This is a genomic window from Aeribacillus composti, assembly GCF_031760945.1.
GTDB lineage: Bacteria > Bacillota > Bacilli > Bacillales > Aeribacillaceae > Aeribacillus > Aeribacillus composti.
Window position 1 is genome coordinate 3,655,351 of sequence record NZ_CP134501.1, and the last position, 19,163, is coordinate 3,674,513.

Consider the following 19,163-nt stretch of genomic DNA (forward strand, 5'->3'; position numbering starts at 1 on the left):
GAAACCTATTGATTTCAAATTTAGTCCTCTCTTGTACAGACTTTAGACCTTTATCAATACATTTTGTAGTGCAGAGAAGCTGATGACCTGTTTCATGATTTACAATGCGTTTTTATGAAAAATCGCGTATAAGTCTTTTTTGCGATACTCTAATAAAATTTTATGAAAAATGCGACGCCGTTTATAGGGATGGTTTTTAAATTTAGAACAGCGTCGATTTCCCGGCCGATTCTTTCTTCAAAATGAAAAACAAAGCCGCTGCTTTCGGAAATCAGTGAAAGATTTGTCGTAATAAAAAAATTTGTATTACGAGCAAAAAAAGGCTGTCTAACCAATCGTTCAGACAACCTTTTCTTTCATTTCTTATTGATTTTTCTTGTTTAGAGAAGCGTGAATGAACTCCCGGAAAAGAGGCTGCGGTCTAGTTGGCCGTGATGTAAACTCCGGATGGAATTGGGACGCAACAAACCAAGGGTGGTCTTGTAATTCAATGATTTCTACTAACCGTCCATCTGGACTTGTTCCGGAGAATACAAATCCGGCCTCTTCCATTTGCTGACGGAACTCATTGTTAAATTCGTACCGATGGCGATGACGTTCATAAATTACTTCATCGTTGTAGGCTTCATAAGCCTTTGTTCCTTCTTTCAATTTGCAAGGATATAAACCAAGACGGAGCGTTCCTCCTAAATCCTCTACTTCTTTTTGCTCCGGAAGCAAGTCAATAATCGGATATGGAGTGTTTGGATCAATTTCAGATGAATTCGCACCTTTTAATCCTAGAACGTTGCGGGCAAACTCGATCGAAGCTACCTGCATGCCAAGACAGATGCCAAGGAAAGGAATTTTTTGTTCGCGGGCGTATTGAGTCGCGATTATTTTCCCTTCCACTCCCCTGTCTCCAAATCCGCCAGGAACTAATATACCTTCAGCTCCCTGAAGCAAGTCTGCTACATTCTCTTTCGTAACATGCTCCGCATTGATCCAATCAATTTCCACATCGGCATCATAATAATATCCGGCATGCTTCAAAGCTTCCACAACGGAAATATAGGCGTCCTGAAGCTCGACATATTTGCCGACTAAGGCGATTTTGACTGTTTTTGATAAATTGCGGACTTTATTGACAAGCTCGATCCATTCCGTCATATCAGCTTGTCCGCATTGAAGATCCAAATAATCGCAAACAATTTGATCAAGGTTTTGTTCTTGCAATGCTAAAGGGACGCTGTAAAGAATATCGGCATCACGGCATTCAATGACAGCTTTCGGTTCAATGTCGCAGAACAAAGCAATTTTATCTTTCATCTCTTGGGAAATCGGCATTTCTGTGCGCACTACAATCACATTTGGCTGTATTCCCAATGAGCGCAATTCTTTCACACTATGCTGTGTCGGCTTTGTTTTCATTTCTCCTGCTGCTTTAATATATGGCACAAGAGTACAATGAATGTACATGACGTTTTTGCGGCCTGCTTCATTTTTCATTTGGCGGATTGCTTCCAAAAACGGCAATGATTCAATATCTCCGACGGTACCGCCGATTTCGGTAATAACGACATCAGCATTTGTTTCTCTGCCAGCGCGAAAAACGCGGTCTTTAATTTCATTCGTAATATGGGGGATGACTTGAACGGTTCCGCCTAAATAATCGCCTCTCCGTTCTTTTTTAATGACGGCCGAATAAATTTTTCCTGTTGTGACATTGCTGTACTTATTTAAATTAATATCAATAAAGCGCTCGTAATGGCCTAAATCGAGGTCAGTCTCAGCGCCGTCATCCGTCACGAACACTTCGCCGTGCTGATACGGACTCATTGTCCCCGGATCAACATTGATATATGGATCGAATTTTTGAATCGTCACATTCAACCCGCGGTTTTTTAGAAGTCTGCCAAGAGATGCGGCAGTAATTCCTTTCCCTAAAGATGAAACAACGCCACCGGTTACAAAAATATACTTGGTCATGCAAAAATTCCCTCCAGTTGCAATCTATCCTTTTGTTAATTTGCACAAAATAAATCGTCAGAAGGCATCAACAAAAAAATATGAAAGCTCCCTTCCTTTTCGGAAAGGGAGCTTTCATATTGTAATTTGTTTTCCGTACTTTTAAAGCCCAATTAAAATATTAGCGAGGAAAACTATGAAAGTCAACCCTTAAATTTAGGACATTATTGTTCGTCCAATTCTTCCTCATCGAGATCGAAATCAGCATCCAACTCGTCATCTTCTACATCGTAATCATCGTCAATTAGTTCATCATCAAAGCTTTCATCATCTTCTTCGTCCTCAAAATCATCGTCTTCTTCATCAAGATCAAGCTCTTCTTCATCCACATAATCGTCAAGATCGTCATAGTCAAGATCGTCTTCAACCAAGTCTTCATAATCGTCAAGATCTTCTTCATCGTATGCAATCTTCGCTTTTTTCTTCTTCGTTTTAACCGTCGGCTGGGTTTCTTCTTCAATTTGATCGAGCGGATACCAGCTCTTAATGCCCCAGCTATTTTCCCCAATACAAATAAATTTTCCATCTATATTTAAATCCGTATAAAACTGTGCAATGCGTTCGGTCGCTTCTTCCTCCGAAAGCCCTAATAAACTGCTAACTTCTTTCATTAATTCTTCAAACGGTATAGCTTGCCTTTTTTCGGAAAGAATAAGGTAAGCGATATCCACCATCGACATTTCTTTCAGCTGCTCCTGCGAGTATTGCGTTAAGCTCAAGGTCAGGCACTCCCTTTCTCGTCTTTCATCTATCTTTATTAAATGAAAGGGCAACGAAAATAGAATAAAGCATGATATAATTCCGAATGATGAAATGCCGCCCTTTCAGTGATGTACCATATGATACGTTTGCATACCATTCATTATAAACAAATTTTACAACTTTATGCTACCGTATTGTGTCTTGATTTTAAATTTTTTCGTCAAATTCCATTGTCTATCTTTCTATTCTTTAAAATCTTAAGGCGCCCTTGAGGCTCCTTTTAAAATTGCTTTCTATCTAATCATATCTTTATGAAATGAGCTCTTGCTCCTTCGATTCGCCAAAAACAGCTTTTTCCAGCAGCTCCGCTACATCATACGTTTTCACTTTATTTTCAACCTCTTTTGCTTTCGTTCCATCTGTCAGCATTGTTAGACAATATGGACATCCGGAGCTGATCACGCTTGGATTGACAGCCAGTGCTTGTTCGGTGCGCGCAACATTGACGCGCACTCCCGTGTCTTCTTCCATCCACATAAGGCCGCCGCCGGCTCCACAGCACATGCCCGTTTCCCGATTCCGTTCCATTTCAACAACTTTTACACCTGGAATGGATGCCAAAATTTCACGGGGCGGATCATAAATTTCGTTGTATCTTCCAAGGTAACAAGAATCGTGGAAAGTAATCGTTTCATTCACTTCATATTTCGGAACGAGCTTCTTTTCTTTCAACAGTTTTGCTAAAAGTTCTGTATGATGGTACACTTCAGCTTCAAAACCGAAATCCGGATATTCATTTTTAAATATGTTGTAAGCATGCGGGTCGATTGTAACAATTTTCTTCACATTATATTTTTCAAATTCGGCTATGTTGCTTGCAGCAAGCTCTTGAAATAAAAACTCATTGCCGAGGCGTCTCGGTGTGTCACCTGAATTTTTCTCTTTATTTCCTAATATAGCAAATTTCACACCTGCTTCGTTCAAAAGTTTAGCAAACGATAAAGCGATTTTTTGGCTGCGATTATCAAATGATCCCATGGAACCGACCCAGAATAAATATTCAAACTCCTCGCCTTGCTTTTTCAATTCCTTCACCGTTGGCACGTAGACATCTTCTCGTGATTTGCGCCAATTTTCCTTATCTTTGCGGTTTAGGCCCCACGGATTTCCTTGCCGCTCAATGTTTTGCATCGCCCGCTGCGCATCCGGATTCATTTTTCCTTCTGTTAATACAAGGTAGCGGCGCAGGTCAATGATTTTATCGACATGTTCGTTCATTACTGGACATTGGTCTTCACAATTCCGGCACGTCGTACATGCCCATATTTCTTCCTCTGAAATGACCTCCCCGATGAGGCTTGGATTGTAGTCAAGAGCCGCCGCCGCTTCACCTGTTCCCTTTTGCAGCGACTGAAGAGCCAGCTGATTTCCCATCGTATTTTGAAATGCAAAGGCAGGCACCCAAGGGGACTTGGAAGTGATGGCAGCCCCTTTATTTGTTAAATGATCCCGAAGCTTTATGATTAAATCCATCGGCGAAAGCATTTTTCCAGTACCAGTCGCCGGACACATATTTGTACACCGTCCGCATTCAACACAGGCGTACAAATCGAGAAGCTGCGTTTGCCGGAAATCTTCAATTTTTCCGACTCCATATGATGTTTGAGTTTCGTCTTCAAAATCAATTTTCTCCAACTTCCCTGGATTTGACAAACGACTTAAAAAAACATTGGCAGGTCCTGCAATTAAATGGGCATGTTTAGACTGAGGGACATACACTAAAAATGTGAGCAAAATGAGCAGGTGCACCCACCAAAAAACGTAAAAAATAACAGCGGCGCCTGTTTCACCGACAAAGCCCAGCAGGAAAGCAGCCGATGAGGCAACAGGTTCACTAAAGCTTCGTTCATATCCCCTCCAAATCATGTACATACCGTTTCCAAGCAGTACAGACAGCATTAATCCGCTGATAAAAACAAGGACAAGTCCGGATTTAAACCCTCGTTTTAAACGGACAAGCTTTTCAATGTATCGCCGGTAAAAAGCAGCAACTACCGCTACTAAAATAAGGAGGGTAACAATTTCTTGGAAAAAGGTGAAAATCGGGTACAACGGTCCGAAAGGCAAATGGCTCCCCGGAATCAGCCCTTTTAAAATGAAATCAATCGCACCGAATTGGACAAGAATAAAGCCGTAGAAAAAAATAACATGAACCCAGCCCATTTTCTTGTCTTTTAATAGTTTTTTCTGTCCGAACACATTGACCCAAATCCGTTCGAAACGTTCTTTTACCTTCCCGTCGAATTCTTCTTTTTTTCCAAGTTTGATATAAGCAATTCTAGTTTGAATTAAATAAATAAACAAATACACTGCGTAAACGGTTACAAGCAAAAACGCAAAAAAATTAATCCATAATAGTGTATTCATTATTCTCCCCCATTCATAAAATCCCCCTGTTGTATTTGACTGAAATTTCGGACGTTTCTTAATTATATTATATAATGAATGAACGTTCAGTCAATTCACCAAATCGTTGAAAATCGGAACCATTTTTCCTTTGTTTCGTATATAATGACAGTTATTTATTCCTAAAATATTGAACAAATTCCAAAATTTATTTGTTAATTTTGCTAGAGGAGTGCCGGAAAAATGGATACAACTGACATTGTCGGGCTCATTAAACAACACCATCATCAAATAAAAAAAACTGTCAAAAGGACTGTGAAAAACGAATCTCTTGTTGATGATATCGTCCAAGAAGTTTGTATTAAAATATATATATATTTTCAAACGAATGATATGCCTACCAATATCAGCGCTTGGATTACGACTGTCTCAAAAAATACAGCCACCGACCATCTTCGAAAAATTCAACGAAACAATCATTTGCTAAACCATCTGCAGCAAGAAGCAATTTTTCACAACTGCTCAGAATGGAATCCCGAATCCGAGGCCTTATTAAAACAAATGATTGAATACGTGCAAAATGCATTAAACGAAATGGATCCTAATACAAAAAAGATTATTCTATTGCGGCAGCAGGGATTATCCTATACAGAAATTGCCCAGCAGATGAATTTGCCTAAAAATACGGTGAAAACAAAAATTTTCCGCGGCCGAAAACAGTTAATGACATTTCTGCAAAAGAACGGGGTTTTTCAAAATGATTTATGAGGATGTTAGTTTTCAATATAACTAAGCGACCAATAATCTCTGCAACGACTGCCGGGCGTTTGCTGAACAACTCAAACAGCATTCACATCGCTGTGGAAAACTCTCTTGACCTAGCAATAGAGCCTGCAATTTACTTTTGGATCGCGCTTTTTGTTTTTCGCTTTTTTCATTGTCTGCTTTTCCATAGTCTCAGCTGGTTCAGCCTCATTTCAAAAAGCAGTATGATGGATCCTGTTTAATACAGCAAAAAATGAATAAGCTCTTCCCTATAATAAACAAAATACAAAAGGGGTTATAACTCAACAAACAGCACAGCTGTCGGAAAATAAATAGCATGTCTCCTTCAAATATATGCAAACAAAAAAGCAAAAAGCCCTTTTTCACACAATAACTTGTTGAAAAAAGGCTTTTTCTGCTCTCTTCGTTTTAACATCCTAGAAAATGAGGTGCGATTAGGTTGAAATCGGAAAGCATTCCTATTTCCCTTTTACTCGAATCATTTCCCACATCTAAATTCGTTACATTTTTTCAGGAGCGGATACGCCAATTAAGGTAAGGGCATTTTTCAGCGTGATTTGCGTTGCTTTCATAAGAGCAAGCCGCGCCTTAGATTTCATTTCATTGCTTGCATCAAGCACTTTTTCTGCATTGTAGAAGCTGTGTAGCACAGATGCCAGCTCAAAAATGTAATTCGTAATCCGATGCGGAATTCTTTTCTCTGCGGCTTCAGCGACAACGCCAGGGAATTCACCAAGCTTTTTTAACAGCTCTATTTCTTTCTCAGATTGAATTTCATTCAAAAGATCGCTTTCGTTTGCGTTGTAAGACAGGCCTTGCTCGTTTCCTTGGCGGAGAATGCTGCATACACGCGCATGAGCGTATTGTGCGTAATAAACAGGATTTTCATTTGATTCCGATACAGCCAAATCCAAGTCAAAATCCATATGCGAGTCGCCGCTTCTCATAGCAAAAAAGTAACGAACGGCATCCAAGCCGACTTCTTCGATCAATTCTCTCATCGTGACAGCCTTGCCAGTACGTTTTGACATTTTCACTTTTTCGCCGTTTTTAAAGAGGCTGACCATTTGCATAATTTCCACTTCAAGAATATTTTGATCATAACCCAGCGCCTGAATGGCTGCTTTCATTCTCGGTATATAGCCATGATGATCCGCGCCCCAAATGTTTATCAGCTTATCAAAGCCGCGATCCAATTTATCTTTATGATAAGCAATATCTGGTGTTAAATACGTATAAGACCCATCCTTCTTAATCAACACTCTATCTTTATCATCGCCAAATGCAGTAGAGCGGAACCATGTTGCCCCGTCTTGTTCATAAATGTGGCCGTTTTTCCGAAGCATGTCGAGCGCCTCATCAATTTTGCCACTTTTGTATAGGGATGTCTCAGAATACCAAACATCGAAGGAAACGCGAAATTCTTCGAGGTCTTTTCTAATTTTCTCAAGCTCATATTTCAGACCGAGGTCACGGAAAAATTGCAGCCGTTCTTCTTCGCTTTTTTCAAGCAGACTGTCGCCATATTCATCAGCAATTTTTTTTCCGATTTCCATAATATCTTGTCCATAGTACCCGTCTTCAGGCATTTCCGCTTCTTTTCCAAGCGCTTCTAAATATCTTGCCTCTACGGACAGAGCTAAATTGTGAATCTGATTTCCAGCGTCATTAATATAATATTCCCGGGTTACATCATACCCCGCTTTTTCTAAAATGTTGCAAAGAGAGTCGCCGAATGCTGCTCCGCGCGCATGCCCTAAGTGAAGATCTCCCGTCGGGTTTGCAGAAACGAACTCCACTTGGATTTTTTTACCTTCCCCAACATTTGATTCGCCGTATTTGTCACCCGCTTGAATAATGGCTGGAATCAACTTAGTTAAATATTCATTATTCATGAAAAAATTAATAAAGCCCGGACCAGCAATATCAATTTTTTCAATGGATGCTTTCGCTCGATCAAAATGTTGAACAATTTCCTCTGCAATCGCCCGAGGCGCTTTTTTAGCTATGCGAGCAAGCTGCATGGCCATGTTTGTTGAGTAATCGCCGTGTGCTTTTTCTTTCGGCACCTCTAAAATAACTTCCGGAATTTGCTCCTCTTCTGCGATGTTTGCTTTCAATACAGCATTTTTTATTTCTTGTTTCAGCTGCTCCTTTACTTCATCTACAATGTTCATTCAATGCTCCTCCTTCTTAAATTGAATGCTTAAACTGTGTAAACGAGGGGTATCTCCATTTATTTCGAGCAAATATTCTATGCTAAGTGTACCATGTTTTTCTTCATCTGTATGCCAGATAAGCGATTTTGTCTCTGCTGCGAGCTTCAGCGTCCCGTACGGTGTTTCATAATTGGCATACGTTTTTTGTCCCTGCTTGAAGCGCTGTCTTAAGCGAATGCCTCCGGAACGTATGAGAGTCGTTTCCTTTTCGCTGATTTTGATTAACGTCTTAACGGTTTCATCATCTTGAATCTCATCATAAACCAAATAAAAAGTGTGCTGCTTTTTGAAAAATTCCCCGGTTGTATAAAATTCAATCCGCTCTTCTTCTGTTTGATTTTGAAAAATCTTGTTTTGAACATAAATTTGAACAGGTACGCGCATGTCTTTATATCATCCTTTTTAGGGATTTATTCTATATTTTAGTGGAAATCATTTGCTGTTAAAAGCTTTATATTGGCCTGCCTGCCGCTTGACGCTCGATCCAAGCTGTTCAGCTTTTGAATAATAAAAAGCCATAGCAGAAGCACTATGGCAGAAAAATGACTTTACTTTCTTTTTGCCACCCAGCCTAATAACATTTCGCGAATCAATTTGCTCGCTGTATTCGCTGTTTGTTCTGAATGGTCATATACAGGTGCGACTTCAACTAAATCAGCGCCGACAACTTTCACATCAGAACGGGCAATTTCATGTATAGAAGCAAGCAGCTCTTTTGATGTAATGCCGCCAGCATCGACTGTTCCGGTTCCCGGCGCGTGAGCAGGATCCAGCACATCGATGTCAATCGTAACATATACAGGTCTTTGTGAAAGTTTCGGAAGAATCTTTTTGAGCGGCTCGAGCACTTCAAATTTGGCAATGTAAAGTCCAGCCTCTTTCGCCCATTCAAACTCCTCCTTCATCCCAGATCGGATGCCGAATGAAAAAATATTTTCCGGGCCAATCAAATCGCTTGCTTTCCGGATCGGAGTGGCATGAGACAGAGGCTCGCCTTCATAATGCTCGCGCAAATCTGTATGCGCATCGATATGAATGACCGCTAAATTTGGATATTTTTTATGCATCGCTTTAATGACAGGCCATGTTACAAGGTGCTCTCCTCCAATTCCGAGAGGAAATTTATCCGCTTTTAAAATTTTGTCCACAAACTCTTCAATCAACTCAATGCTCCGCTTTGCATTTCCAAACGGAAGAGGAATATCGCCTGCATCAAAATATTTTACATCCCCAAGCTCACGATCTAAATAAGGACTGTATTCTTCCAACCCGATGGAAACCTCCCGAATGCGGGCCGGACCGAAACGGGAGCCTGGCCGGTAGCTGACTGTCCAATCCATCGGCATTCCATAAATGACTGCTTCACTTTCCTCAAAGCTTGGATGGCTTCTAATAAAAACATTTCCTGAATAAGCTTCATCAAATCGCATGGACATCACCCTCCTGTCTGAAAAAGCAAGAGGCTGATCCCTCTTGCTTAAACTGTATTATGCTATTCGCTTTTTGTTCAGTTTTCCTAAAGGCTATTTAATTATTTCGGAAACAAACTTCGGTAAAGCGAATGCAGCTTTATGAATTTCTTTCGTATAATATTTAGAATCCAAGTCAAAGAAACGATCGTCACTTACCTCAATTGGATCATATTTCTTCGATCCGATCGTGAATGTCCACAGCCCGCTAGGATATGTCGGGATGTTTGCAGTATATAGCCTTGTAATCGGGAAAATCTCTTTCACATCATGATAGACATTTTTTATCAAATCTGCCTTAAACCAAGGATTATCCGTTTGCGCGACAAAAACGCCGTCCTCCTTCAAAGCTTTGGATATTCCTGCATAAAACCCTTTTGTAAAGAGGTTGACCGCAGGACCGACAGGCTCGGTTGAATCAACCATAATGCAGTCATATTGATTTTCGCTTTGTGCAATGTGCATAAAGCCGTCGCCAACTTTCACTTCGACGCGTGGATCATCTAGTTTTCCGGCAATTTCCGGCAAGTATTTTTTTGAATACTCGATCACTTTGCCGTCAATTTCTGCAAGTGTTACTTTTTTTACACTTGGATGCTTCAGCACTTCACGGATAACGCCTCCGTCTCCTCCTCCGACAACTAGCACATATTCTGGCTTCGGATGAGTAAACAACGGTACATGGGCCATCATTTCATGGTAGACAAATTCGTCTTTTTGCGATGTCATTACCATTCCATCCAAGAAAAGCATGTTGCCGAATTCTTCTGTCTCCACTACCTCCAATTTTTGGAATTCGGTCTGTTCTGTATGTAAAGTGCGTTTAATTTTCATCGTAATCCCGAAATGTTCTGTCTGTTTTTCTGTATACCAAAGTCCTCCCAAGATTTAATCTTCCTTTCATATGTTTTTCCAATATCTTTCCCTAATTTGAACAGACAACACGTAAACCTCAAAAAAAGTATAGTGGAATCTATCAAAATTGCAAAGAATAAATTTCATTTTTCATAGGTGGAAGTTTAAAAACTTGCGAATCACCTCATACTGAATAACAAAACGAACGGGCTTAAGAGGTGATGGAAATGGAAGCGATGACGCCAAAAGGCATTCGTCTTACCATCAAAACAATCCGGGCATTATTTTTTATTCATTTTTTTGTTTTTGCTGCGGCAGCTATTTGTATTGCGGTTGTTTTGATTGCGGCTAAAGTACAAGGCGCTCCTTCCATTGTTGTGCCGCAATCAACTGTATTGTACGCAAGCAACGGAACGAAAATCGGTGAGGAGCATCACGGCGGCCGCCGTTTTTGGGTGGAACTTGATGAAATTTCACCCTATTTAATCAATGCGACAATCGCTATTGAGGACAAAAATTTTTATGATCATCACGGTTTTGATTTTAAACGAATAGCAGGTGCTGCCGTTGCCGATCTCAAAGCGATGGCAAAGGTGCAGGGAGCCAGCACAATCACCCAGCAATACGCAAGAAATTTATATCTTGGATTTGAAAAAACGTGGGCTCGGAAAATGACAGAAGCTTTTTATACCATTCGGCTCGAGATGAACTACTCGAAAGAAAAAATTTTAGAAGGCTATTTAAATACAATATATTATGGACACGGAGCCTACGGGGTCGAGGCGGCCTCCCGTTATTACTTCGGCAAAAAGGCAAAGGACTTGACGCTCGCCGAAGCCGCTCTACTTGCCGGCATTCCGAAAGGACCGTACTCCTATTCACCGATGGTGAACTATGATTTATCAAAAAAAAGACAAGAGATGATTTTGCAGACAATGGTCAAACAAGGGTTAATTACAAAAAAAGAAAGTGAACTGGCTGCAAAGGAAAAATTAACGTTCAAAACGAACGAAAACACCAAAACAGAAAAGTTTGCCCCCTATTTTCAAGATGAGGTTATGAAAGAAGTAAAAGAAATATTGCAGGACCACCAATTAATTGAAACAGCCGGTCTGAAAATTTTTACTACTCTTGATCCAAATCTGCAAAAAATTGCTGAATCGACCGTAGAAAAAGTCATGAGGAAAGACTCGGATATCCAAGTTGCCTTCTCGGCAATCGATCCGAAAACAGGCGAGGTAAAAGCTCTAATCGGCGGACGGAATTATAAAGAGAGCCCTTTTAACCGCATGACTCAGGCAAAACGTCAGCCTGGTTCAACGATTAAGCCGTTTCTATATTATGCAGCCTTGGAAAATGGATTTACGCCGTCCACAATGCTGAAAAGCGAGCCGACAACGTTCCATTTTCAAAATGGAACAAACACATATTCCCCGGGCAACTACAATGGCTACTACGCAAATGATGAAATTACATTAATAGAAGCCCTTGCTTTGTCCGACAATATTTATGCTGTTAAAACCCATATGTTTATCGGTATGGATCAATTAATAAAAATGGGAAAGCTTTTTGGAATCGGAGAAAATTTTAAAATGGTTCCGTCGCTAGCTTTAGGAACTTCTCCCGTAAGGCCGCTCGATCTCATGAACGCTTACGGCATTTTAGCGAACGGCGGTCAAAAAATAAAACCGATATTTGTCCGTAAAATCATTGATAAAAATGGAAAAGTCTTATATGAGGCAAATGTTGAAAAGGAACAAATTCTAAATGAACAAACAGCCTTTATCACCGCACATTTAATGACCGGCATGTTTGATCGAAAGCTAAACAGTTATACAACTGTTACAGGGGAAAACATTATCGATCAACTATCAAGGCCTTTTGCTGGGAAATCCGGGACGACAAAGACTGACAGCTGGATGATCGGATTTGCCCCGCAGCTCGTAGCAGGTGTATGGACAGGTTATGACAAAGGAAAGACGATTGACATGGTCGAGGAACGAGCCTATTCGAAAAAAATTTGGGCCGGCTTTATGGAAGAAGCGTTGAAACATGAACCTGTAAAACAATTTAAGCCGCCTGAAGGAGTTGTCGGCGTTTATGTCAATCCGGAAAACGGGCTTTTAGCGACGAAAGAATGTCCCGTCTCCCGCCTTGCGTATTATGTGAAAGGCACGGAACCAACAAAATATTGCATGGAGCACCTCGACAATATGGAAGAGCCGAAAAACAGCGGGCGGAAAAAAAAGGATGAACCATTATGGAGAAGGCTTATGCCGTGGTTTTAGACATATAGGCAAAATAAGGGTTTGCGCATAGTCTTGACACAAGCCCTTATTTATTTTTCAAAGAAGATGCAGCTCCTATGATATACTATAAAAAAGGACGATATATATTCAGATGTCATAACAAGAGGCCAGTCCTTGTAGAAATCGACCGATTACATGTATGCTACAGCTCTTATATTTTTCGAAAGCTTCAGCGAAAAATCTGAGGAAAAATAAACGAATAGCCGATTTCTACTATCCTTTTCATGCTTAAAAACACATGACTGAAAGGATTATCACAGCAATGAACGAATTATTAAAACAGCCGGAATGGAGAATCATCGATCATTCAAGCTTAGGACTCTTTTTTGATGCCAAGCAATCATTCGCTTACGATGATACGTTGTGCACGACAGTCGGGAGCGGCATGTCCCCCGCGACAGTCCGCACTTGGGTGCATCATGATACGATTGTTCTCGGCATTCAAGATACAAGAGCCCCGTTTTTAAAAGATGGAGTAGATTTTTTAAAAAAACAAGGATATAAAGTCATCGTTCGAAATTCCGGCGGGTTGGCTGTTGTTTTGGATGAAGGGATTTTAAACGTATCGATCATTTTACCGGAAAAGGAAAAAGGAATTGACATTAACCGCGGTTATGATGCGATGAAGGATTTAATCTGTTTTCTCTTGAAACCGTATGGCGCAGAAGTCGAAGCAGGAGAAATTGTCGGTTCATATTGTCCCGGGAGCTACGACCTCAGCATTCACGGCAAAAAATTTGCCGGCATTTCTCAGCGCCGTCTTAAGAGAGGCGTAGCGGTTCAAATTTATTTATGCATCACAGGAAGCGGAGCAGCGCGCGCAAACGAGATTAAACAGTTTTATGACAAGGCGACAAAAGGACAAGCCGAACATTTCAAGTACCCAAACGTAAATCCGAGCACGATGGCGTCTTTACATGAATTATTAAAGGTGAAGTTAACCGTCCAGGATGTGGTGCACGACCTTTTTGCAGCCTTACAACATTTGAGCGGCCGCATTTATTCCTCCAATTTAACCGACTTTGAACTGGAATTGTATGAAGCAAACTTCATAAGAATGATAGAGCGGAATGAAAAATTTTTGCCTAATATGTAAATCGGGAAGGGAGAAAGTTATGTTTAAAAAAGTAGCTTCTGATGTTTTAGGATTAAGTGATATCGGCACGGTGATCAAGCCGGAGGATTATGATAAAGTGGACGCGGATGATTATGTCATGCATGAGGATGGGGAAAAAATCTACTTCCTCATTAAGTCGAAAACCGACGAGTATTGTTTCACAAACAAAGCGTTAATCCACGTTGACGGCACAAGCGCTGTCAGCAAAAAACGCACTTTAAAGCGGTATGACTACTATGCCCACCGCGTTTCAAACGTTGTGCTTGAAACGGCAGGGACTATTGATTTAGATGTAGAAATCAAATTCCAAATTGGAAACACGCCTTTTTCCATTGATGTTCATAAAAAACATTTAGAAGAGCTAAAAGATTTGTATAAAGCGTTGATTAAAATAGAAGAAATTTCAAACGATCATGACAATTATATGGAGTATGCAAAACAAAGCCTGCAAATGGCCGCCTCTGTATTCACCAACAACCGCATAAATGAAAGCAATATTTCCGAGCAATTTAAAGAAATTAACGATATTGCGTTCAATTGGCTGATGAATGCGAAAAAGCAATACAATTTAAAAGATTACGGGTTTGTGTTTGACCTTTTTATCCAGCAATAAACACTAAATAAATGCTAAAAAATAAATCAAGCAGAGAAAAACAAACCGTTTCTCTACTTGATTTCGTATGTTTGTTTGAAGTAGCTGGCGAATGCCTGCTACTTTCGGACGTTGCGGCTAATGCCGCAATCCCTTTTTATTTTTTGTATGGCTATTATTCAAAATATTGAATAAGATCAGGCTGCCGCCCTTTGTCCTTTAAAAGACGCAGGCGGAGCGTCTTCCGCTATTCCGCCATTTTTTCCAGATTGCCGTTTCGATCCATTTTAAACGTTGTTGTCGGACGTTCTTCTTCCTCAAAGAGAACTAGCTTTCGAGCGCGGTTCATAATCTTCATAAGTGTTTCATAGTCTTCTTGAACTGTTTTCGATTCTTCCTCAAGCTTGGCAACCTTCTTCTCCAACTCTTCGTTTTTCTTAATCAGTTCTTCATTTTCTTTTTTCAAACGCTCGTTTTCTTGCTGCAAAGCCTCGATATGTTCGCTGTTCCCTTGGTAAGTTCTTAAAAATTCAATTACACTATCCATTGTCAGCTCCACTTTTGAATTGGCTGCGAGCTCTGGATGATTATAATTCTTTGAATTTTGCACCGCATTTACTTCAGTAAAATCACCAGGCGACGCTTCAGGCGGCGTATAAAGCAATCGCTTCTTTGCAGTCTGGCCTTTCCCAAGCGCTCTCATTTTCTGCTTTCTCTGTTTTTTTGCAAGCTGCAAAGCTTTTTCATACTTATGGCGCACAACGGCGTTCCAGCGGAAGCCACAGGCGGCCGACGTGCGGTTCAGCTTATCACCAACTTCTTCAAAAGCGTTTAATTGCGTGCTTCCTTCACGGACATGCCGCAAAACGGTTTCTGCTAATAGCAGATCGTTTTCTTCTGTCCAAGCATCCTGTCTTGTTTTCATTCACTCTCAACTCCCTTATTCTTGAATAATACTATTTGTTCTAGCATCATTTTTCCCAAAAGATTAAAAATATATACAAGGATAGTAGATTTTTACAGAAAAGCGCTGTACTTGATTTCAAAAAAAAGACAAGGTATACTACCCGATAGTGCTTATTCATGAAGAAAGGATTGTTCAAAAGGATGGCAAATGAGTTCCGTGTATGCGACGATTGTAAAGCGCCAAATTTAAAATCGCTTATTCCGAAATTAAAGAATTTGGATCCCGATGCTAAAATTGAAATCGGCTGCCAATCGTACTGCGGGCCCGGAAGAAAGAAAACGTTTGTATTTGTGAACAACCGTCCGGTCGCTGCGTTAACGGAAGAAGAGTTAATAGAAAAAGTGAAAGCAAAGCTTAAAAAATAAGAAACCGCCTTTTAAGGAATGAATGCTTCCTGAGGCGGTTTTTTATTTAAGGTTGTTGAACGACATGGACCCGATTTTCCTTTGTGTCTGTTTAGAATCGCACTTTAAAAAACGAGGTGTTCACCTGAATTTAAACAAGTTATAATATAATCATGTCAAAACGGAAGAGGGAAGAAAATGACCTATGCAAGTGAAAAGCTGCCAGAAGAAAAAGTTTTTAAAGACCCGGTTCACCGTTACATCCACGTTCGCGATAAAATCATTTGGGATTTGATCGGGACAAAAGAGTTTCAACGGCTGCGCCGCATCCGCCAGCTCGGGACAACTTTTTTAACTTTTCACGGTGCGGAGCATAGCCGATTCAACCACTCATTAGGCGTTTATGAGATCGTCCGCCGAATTGTTGATGACGTATTTCGCGGGAGACCGGAATGGAACGAAGATGAGAGGCTGCTAAGTTTATGCGCTGCCCTTTTGCACGATGTCGGACACGGTCCCTTTTCTCATTCGTTTGAAAAGGTCTTCCATCTGGATCACGAAGATTTTACCCAAGCCATTATTTTAGGAAATACAGAAATAAACCGTGTTCTCTCAAATGCAGGGGCGGAATTCCCGAAAAAAGTGGCAGAGGTCATTGCGAAAACATACAAAAATAAGCAGGTTATCAGCTTAATTTCCAGCCAAATTGACGCCGACCGAATGGATTATTTGCAACGAGATGCTTTTTACACAGGCGTTCAGTACGGCCATTTTGACATGGAACGCATTTTGCGTGTGATGAGGCCGAGAGAGGATCAAGTCGTCATTAAATACAGCGGCATGCATGCTGTCGAAGATTATATTATGAGCCGATATCAAATGTACTGGCAAGTATATTTTCATCCAGTAACGAGAAGCGCTGAAGTCATTTTGTCCAAAATTCTCCATCGAGCAAAAGCTCTGTATGAAAATAATTATTCATTCCAAGCAGATCCAGTCCATTTTTATTCGATTTTCAAAGGAGATGTTACAGTCGAAGATTATTTAAAATTAGACGAATCCATCATCCTTTATTATTTCCAAGAATGGCAAAAGGAAAAGGATCCGATTTTAAGCGATCTGTGCAACAGATTTATAAACAGGCGCCTGTTTAAATATGTGGAGTTTCAACCGTCCAATGAACAATTGATGAAGCTGATTGAACTAACGAATTTGTTCAAAAAAGCAGGCATTGATCCGGAATATTATCTTGTTGTCGACTCGTCTTCAGATCTTCCGTACGATTTTTACCGACCGGGCGAGGAAGAAGAACGGCTGCCGATCCATTTGCTCATGCCAAACGGGGAAATACGGGAGCTTTCAAGAGAGTCGGAAATTGTGGACGCCATTACCGGAAAGCGGAGAACGGATCATAAATTATATTTTCCTCTTGATTTTTTAAAAGATTTCTCGGAGAAACGAAACTTGAAAAAACAAATTTTAGAAATTTTGCAGCTAACTGACAAAGATGGATTTATTCTGTAGGTGAGGAGATGAAGGGTGTGTTAACCGAACACGCAAAATTAATGAAAGTGCTGTCCGCTTCGAAAGAGATCATCGGACGAAAAAAACTGCAAAAAATTATATTTATAGCAAAAAAACTTAATTATCCCTTTTATGAAAAATACGAATTCCATTTTTACGGGCCGTATTCAGAAGAGTTGACGCTTCGCATTGAAGAGCTTTGCAACATGGGCTTTATCAATGAAGTAAAAGAAAAAAAAGGCGGCTATTATCAATACAAATATTCCCTTACAAAGTCGGGGCAGGAATTTTTAAGCCATTACGATTTGGACATGCCCGAACTGCAGAATTGCATAAATGAATTAAACGCCCAATCAGCACGTTTTTTAGAACTTGTATCAACCATTTTATATTTTGATCATTTGGACAAGGAAGAAGTGAAGGAAAAAGTATTCACGCTCAAAAAAAAGCAGCGTTATACGGATGAGGAAGTGGAGGAAGCTTATCAATTTATTCAACGATTGCAAGATCACAAATTCAGTGCAAAAATCAGCTGAATTTTCCCCTAAAAAAATGAAGAAAATCCTTTTTATGTATTTCAACCTTTTTATAGTATACTGTAAGCAAAGGAAATTGTTAGAATAGGAGGGCGCATTTTTGCCGTTTTTATATTACGATTTAGAAGTTATACCGTTTGTCATTATTGCTTTGATCGTCGGCTTCACTATCCATGAATTTTCACATGCATTTGTTGCCTATAAGTTCGGAGATCCGACAGCGAAAAATCAAGGGAGGCTGACCCTTAATCCGATCTCCCATTTAGATCCGATCGGTACTCTTTTAATATTTTTGGCAGGGTTTGGTTGGGCAAAACCCGTTCCGGTGAATCGTTTCTATTTTAAAAATCCCCGCTTATCCGGGGTATTAGTATCTGTAGCTGGTCCATTGAGCAATTTATTCATTGCCTTTCTCGCTTTTTTGCTGCTGAACTTTCTCTTTTCGTTTGGATTATTTGCCAGCTTATCTTATGATGGAGCCAGAATGGTTGAACAATTTTTTAATATTCTTATATCATTAAATATTATGTTGTTTATCTTTAATTTATTGCCGTTTCCGCCGCTTGACGGTTATCGCATCATTGAAGATTTAGCCCCGCCGGACATCCGCGCCAAGCTTACTCAATATGAAAATTACGGAGTGCTTATTTTTTTAATTATTGTTATCACCCCTTTGGATCAATATATTATTCATCCGATATTTAATTGGGGAAGCCGAGCCGTTATCACTCTTTTTCATTTCGTTTTACAACCGTTCTTTTAAAGGAGGGATGTTGCCATGACAGAAAAAAAGAAAAAGGTCGAGTTCCAAATTATTAAAAACGATCCAACTGACGGCCATCGCGGCTTTGGAGCAGGCACCCTTAGCCTGGAAAATGTTTCCCCTGTCTTCATTGACATCGAGGAAAAAACGGCATTTGTAGATATCGGCGCAATGCATGCAAGAAGCCAGGTAGAACGCGGCATTAAATTTACTCATGTGAAAGAAGACGTTCCGAACGGAAAACCGTATTGGCTTGTATGGGTAACAATTGACAGAAAAGAAGATGGGCCATATTATGCCGGGGTTGCTGCCTGTTATATGACTGTTGATCGCGAGGCAAGACGAGGTTATAAATCATTGCCTGAACACGTAAACCGCATGGATAAATCGCTAAAACGGAACATCATTGTCGACCACATGGATGAAAGCTCGAAAAAAGTTCTTTCCGATTTTCTTCGAAACCATGATGAAGGCATGTGGGAGCGCTCAAGCGATGAATTAAAGCAAAGCCTTTCTGTTTAGAAGCGGAAGGTGTTGTTGATTCAGCAAAAAATGCGAAAAGCAGGG

Annotated in this window: 17 protein-coding genes; 9 read left to right on the forward strand and 8 right to left on the reverse strand. The window is 40.3% G+C overall.

Annotated elements, in window-relative coordinates; genetic code table 11:
* Positions 1 to 363: 363 nt before the first annotated feature.
* The 3 genes from pyrG to RI196_RS17670 form a co-directional block, all read right to left on the reverse strand.
* Positions 364 to 1,968 carry a CTP synthase gene (pyrG, locus tag RI196_RS17660; RefSeq protein ID WP_063389043.1) on the reverse strand — a complete coding sequence of 535 codons (1,605 nt, stop codon included), beginning with the start codon at positions 1,966 to 1,968 and terminating at the stop codon, positions 364 to 366.
* 203 nt (positions 1,969 to 2,171) lie between these two features.
* Positions 2,172 to 2,726, reverse strand: a complete 555-nt coding sequence (rpoE, locus tag RI196_RS17665) for a DNA-directed RNA polymerase subunit delta (RefSeq protein ID WP_117016863.1) — start codon at positions 2,724 to 2,726, stop codon at positions 2,172 to 2,174.
* A gap of 292 nt (positions 2,727 to 3,018) precedes the next feature.
* On the reverse strand, positions 3,019 to 5,136 hold the full coding sequence (locus RI196_RS17670; protein WP_311066663.1) for a (Fe-S)-binding protein: 2,118 nt from the start codon (positions 5,134 to 5,136) through the stop codon (positions 3,019 to 3,021).
* Between the two features lie 222 nt (positions 5,137 to 5,358).
* Between RI196_RS17670 and RI196_RS17675 the strand changes: the two genes are divergently transcribed.
* Positions 5,359 to 5,883, forward strand: coding sequence for an RNA polymerase sigma factor (locus tag RI196_RS17675; protein ID WP_063389046.1), 525 nt, complete (start codon positions 5,359 to 5,361; stop codon positions 5,881 to 5,883).
* A gap of 518 nt (positions 5,884 to 6,401) precedes the next feature.
* Here the strand turns inward: RI196_RS17675 and argS are convergent.
* The 4 genes from argS to speE all read right to left on the reverse strand — a co-directional run bounded on the left by argS (position 6,402) and on the right by speE (position 10,474).
* Positions 6,402 to 8,078, reverse strand: coding sequence for an arginine--tRNA ligase (gene argS / locus RI196_RS17680; protein ID WP_144597590.1), 1,677 nt, complete (start codon positions 8,076 to 8,078; stop codon positions 6,402 to 6,404).
* Positions 8,079 to 8,504 carry a YwiB family protein gene (locus RI196_RS17685; RefSeq protein WP_063389048.1) on the reverse strand — a complete coding sequence of 142 codons (426 nt, stop codon included), beginning with the start codon at positions 8,502 to 8,504 and terminating at the stop codon, positions 8,079 to 8,081.
* Positions 8,505 to 8,668: 164 nt separating this feature from the next.
* Positions 8,669 to 9,550, reverse strand: a complete 882-nt coding sequence (speB, locus tag RI196_RS17690) for an agmatinase (RefSeq protein WP_063389049.1) — start codon at positions 9,548 to 9,550, stop codon at positions 8,669 to 8,671.
* Between the two features lie 93 nt (positions 9,551 to 9,643).
* The gene (gene speE / locus RI196_RS17695; RefSeq protein ID WP_082829608.1) at positions 9,644 to 10,474 is read right to left on the reverse strand and encodes a polyamine aminopropyltransferase; all 831 of its coding nucleotides are present in this window, start codon (positions 10,472 to 10,474) and stop codon (positions 9,644 to 9,646) included.
* A 197-nt stretch (positions 10,475 to 10,671) separates the two neighbouring features.
* On the opposite strand from speE, the gene RI196_RS17700 reads away from it, so the two are divergent.
* From RI196_RS17700 to RI196_RS17710, 3 genes are all read left to right on the forward strand, one after another.
* Positions 10,672 to 12,732, forward strand: a complete 2,061-nt coding sequence (locus tag RI196_RS17700; RefSeq protein WP_063389050.1) for a transglycosylase domain-containing protein — start codon at positions 10,672 to 10,674, stop codon at positions 12,730 to 12,732.
* A 283-nt stretch (positions 12,733 to 13,015) separates the two neighbouring features.
* Positions 13,016 to 13,849 (forward strand): octanoyl-[GcvH]:protein N-octanoyltransferase, encoded by an 834-nt coding sequence (gene lipL / locus RI196_RS17705; protein WP_063389051.1) that lies wholly within the window; start codon positions 13,016 to 13,018, stop codon positions 13,847 to 13,849.
* A gap of 19 nt (positions 13,850 to 13,868) precedes the next feature.
* Positions 13,869 to 14,483 (forward strand): PH domain-containing protein, encoded by a 615-nt coding sequence (locus RI196_RS17710; RefSeq protein ID WP_063389052.1) that lies wholly within the window; start codon positions 13,869 to 13,871, stop codon positions 14,481 to 14,483.
* A gap of 226 nt (positions 14,484 to 14,709) precedes the next feature.
* Here the strand turns inward: RI196_RS17710 and RI196_RS17715 are convergent, their stop codons facing one another.
* Positions 14,710 to 15,387: an RsfA family transcriptional regulator gene (locus tag RI196_RS17715; RefSeq protein ID WP_066251351.1), complete on the reverse strand. Its 678-nt coding sequence runs from the start codon at positions 15,385 to 15,387 to the stop codon at positions 14,710 to 14,712.
* A gap of 182 nt (positions 15,388 to 15,569) precedes the next feature.
* Here RI196_RS17715 and RI196_RS17720 point away from each other — a divergent pair, with 182 nt between their 5' ends.
* The 5 genes from RI196_RS17720 (at position 15,570) to RI196_RS17740 (ending at position 19,118) form a co-directional block, all read left to right on the forward strand.
* On the forward strand, positions 15,570 to 15,794 hold the full coding sequence (locus RI196_RS17720; protein WP_063389054.1) for a YuzB family protein: 225 nt from the start codon (positions 15,570 to 15,572) through the stop codon (positions 15,792 to 15,794).
* A gap of 177 nt (positions 15,795 to 15,971) precedes the next feature.
* Positions 15,972 to 17,297, forward strand: coding sequence for an HD domain-containing protein (locus RI196_RS17725; RefSeq protein WP_063389055.1), 1,326 nt, complete (start codon positions 15,972 to 15,974; stop codon positions 17,295 to 17,297).
* A gap of 17 nt (positions 17,298 to 17,314) precedes the next feature.
* The gene (locus RI196_RS17730; RefSeq protein WP_063389056.1) at positions 17,315 to 17,833 is read left to right on the forward strand and encodes a YwgA family protein; all 519 of its coding nucleotides are present in this window, start codon (positions 17,315 to 17,317) and stop codon (positions 17,831 to 17,833) included.
* 100 nt (positions 17,834 to 17,933) lie between these two features.
* Complete coding sequence (locus RI196_RS17735; protein WP_066251353.1) at positions 17,934 to 18,596, forward strand: site-2 protease family protein; 663 nt, start codon at positions 17,934 to 17,936, stop codon at positions 18,594 to 18,596.
* Positions 18,597 to 18,611: 15 nt separating this feature from the next.
* Positions 18,612 to 19,118: a YwhD family protein gene (locus tag RI196_RS17740; RefSeq protein WP_063389058.1), complete on the forward strand. Its 507-nt coding sequence runs from the start codon at positions 18,612 to 18,614 to the stop codon at positions 19,116 to 19,118.
* Positions 19,119 to 19,163: the final 45 nt, after the last annotated feature.

Excerpts from the sequence above, each read along its gene's own strand:
- RI196_RS17685 (WP_063389048.1), bottom strand. The coding sequence starts at position 8,504 with ATGCGCGTACCTGTTCAAATTTATGTTCAAAACAAGATTTTTCAAAAT.
- RI196_RS17725 (WP_063389055.1), top strand. The coding sequence starts at position 15,972 with ATGACCTATGCAAGTGAAAAGCTGCCAGAAGAAAAAGTTTTTAAAGAC.
- argS (WP_144597590.1), bottom strand. The coding sequence starts at position 8,078 with ATGAACATTGTAGATGAAGTAAAGGAGCAGCTGAAACAAGAAATAAAA.
- RI196_RS17720 (WP_063389054.1), top strand. The coding sequence starts at position 15,570 with ATGGCAAATGAGTTCCGTGTATGCGACGATTGTAAAGCGCCAAATTTA.
- lipL (WP_063389051.1), top strand. The coding sequence starts at position 13,016 with ATGAACGAATTATTAAAACAGCCGGAATGGAGAATCATCGATCATTCA.
- RI196_RS17710 (WP_063389052.1), top strand. The coding sequence starts at position 13,869 with ATGTTTAAAAAAGTAGCTTCTGATGTTTTAGGATTAAGTGATATCGGC.
- RI196_RS17675 (WP_063389046.1), top strand. The coding sequence starts at position 5,359 with ATGGATACAACTGACATTGTCGGGCTCATTAAACAACACCATCATCAA.
- RI196_RS17670 (WP_311066663.1), bottom strand. The coding sequence starts at position 5,136 with ATGAATACACTATTATGGATTAATTTTTTTGCGTTTTTGCTTGTAACC.
- RI196_RS17700 (WP_063389050.1), top strand. The coding sequence starts at position 10,672 with ATGGAAGCGATGACGCCAAAAGGCATTCGTCTTACCATCAAAACAATC.
- pyrG (WP_063389043.1), bottom strand. The coding sequence starts at position 1,968 with ATGACCAAGTATATTTTTGTAACCGGTGGCGTTGTTTCATCTTTAGGG.
- RI196_RS17715 (WP_066251351.1), bottom strand. The coding sequence starts at position 15,387 with ATGAAAACAAGACAGGATGCTTGGACAGAAGAAAACGATCTGCTATTA.
- speB (WP_063389049.1), bottom strand. The coding sequence starts at position 9,550 with ATGCGATTTGATGAAGCTTATTCAGGAAATGTTTTTATTAGAAGCCAT.
- RI196_RS17740 (WP_063389058.1), top strand. The coding sequence starts at position 18,612 with ATGACAGAAAAAAAGAAAAAGGTCGAGTTCCAAATTATTAAAAACGAT.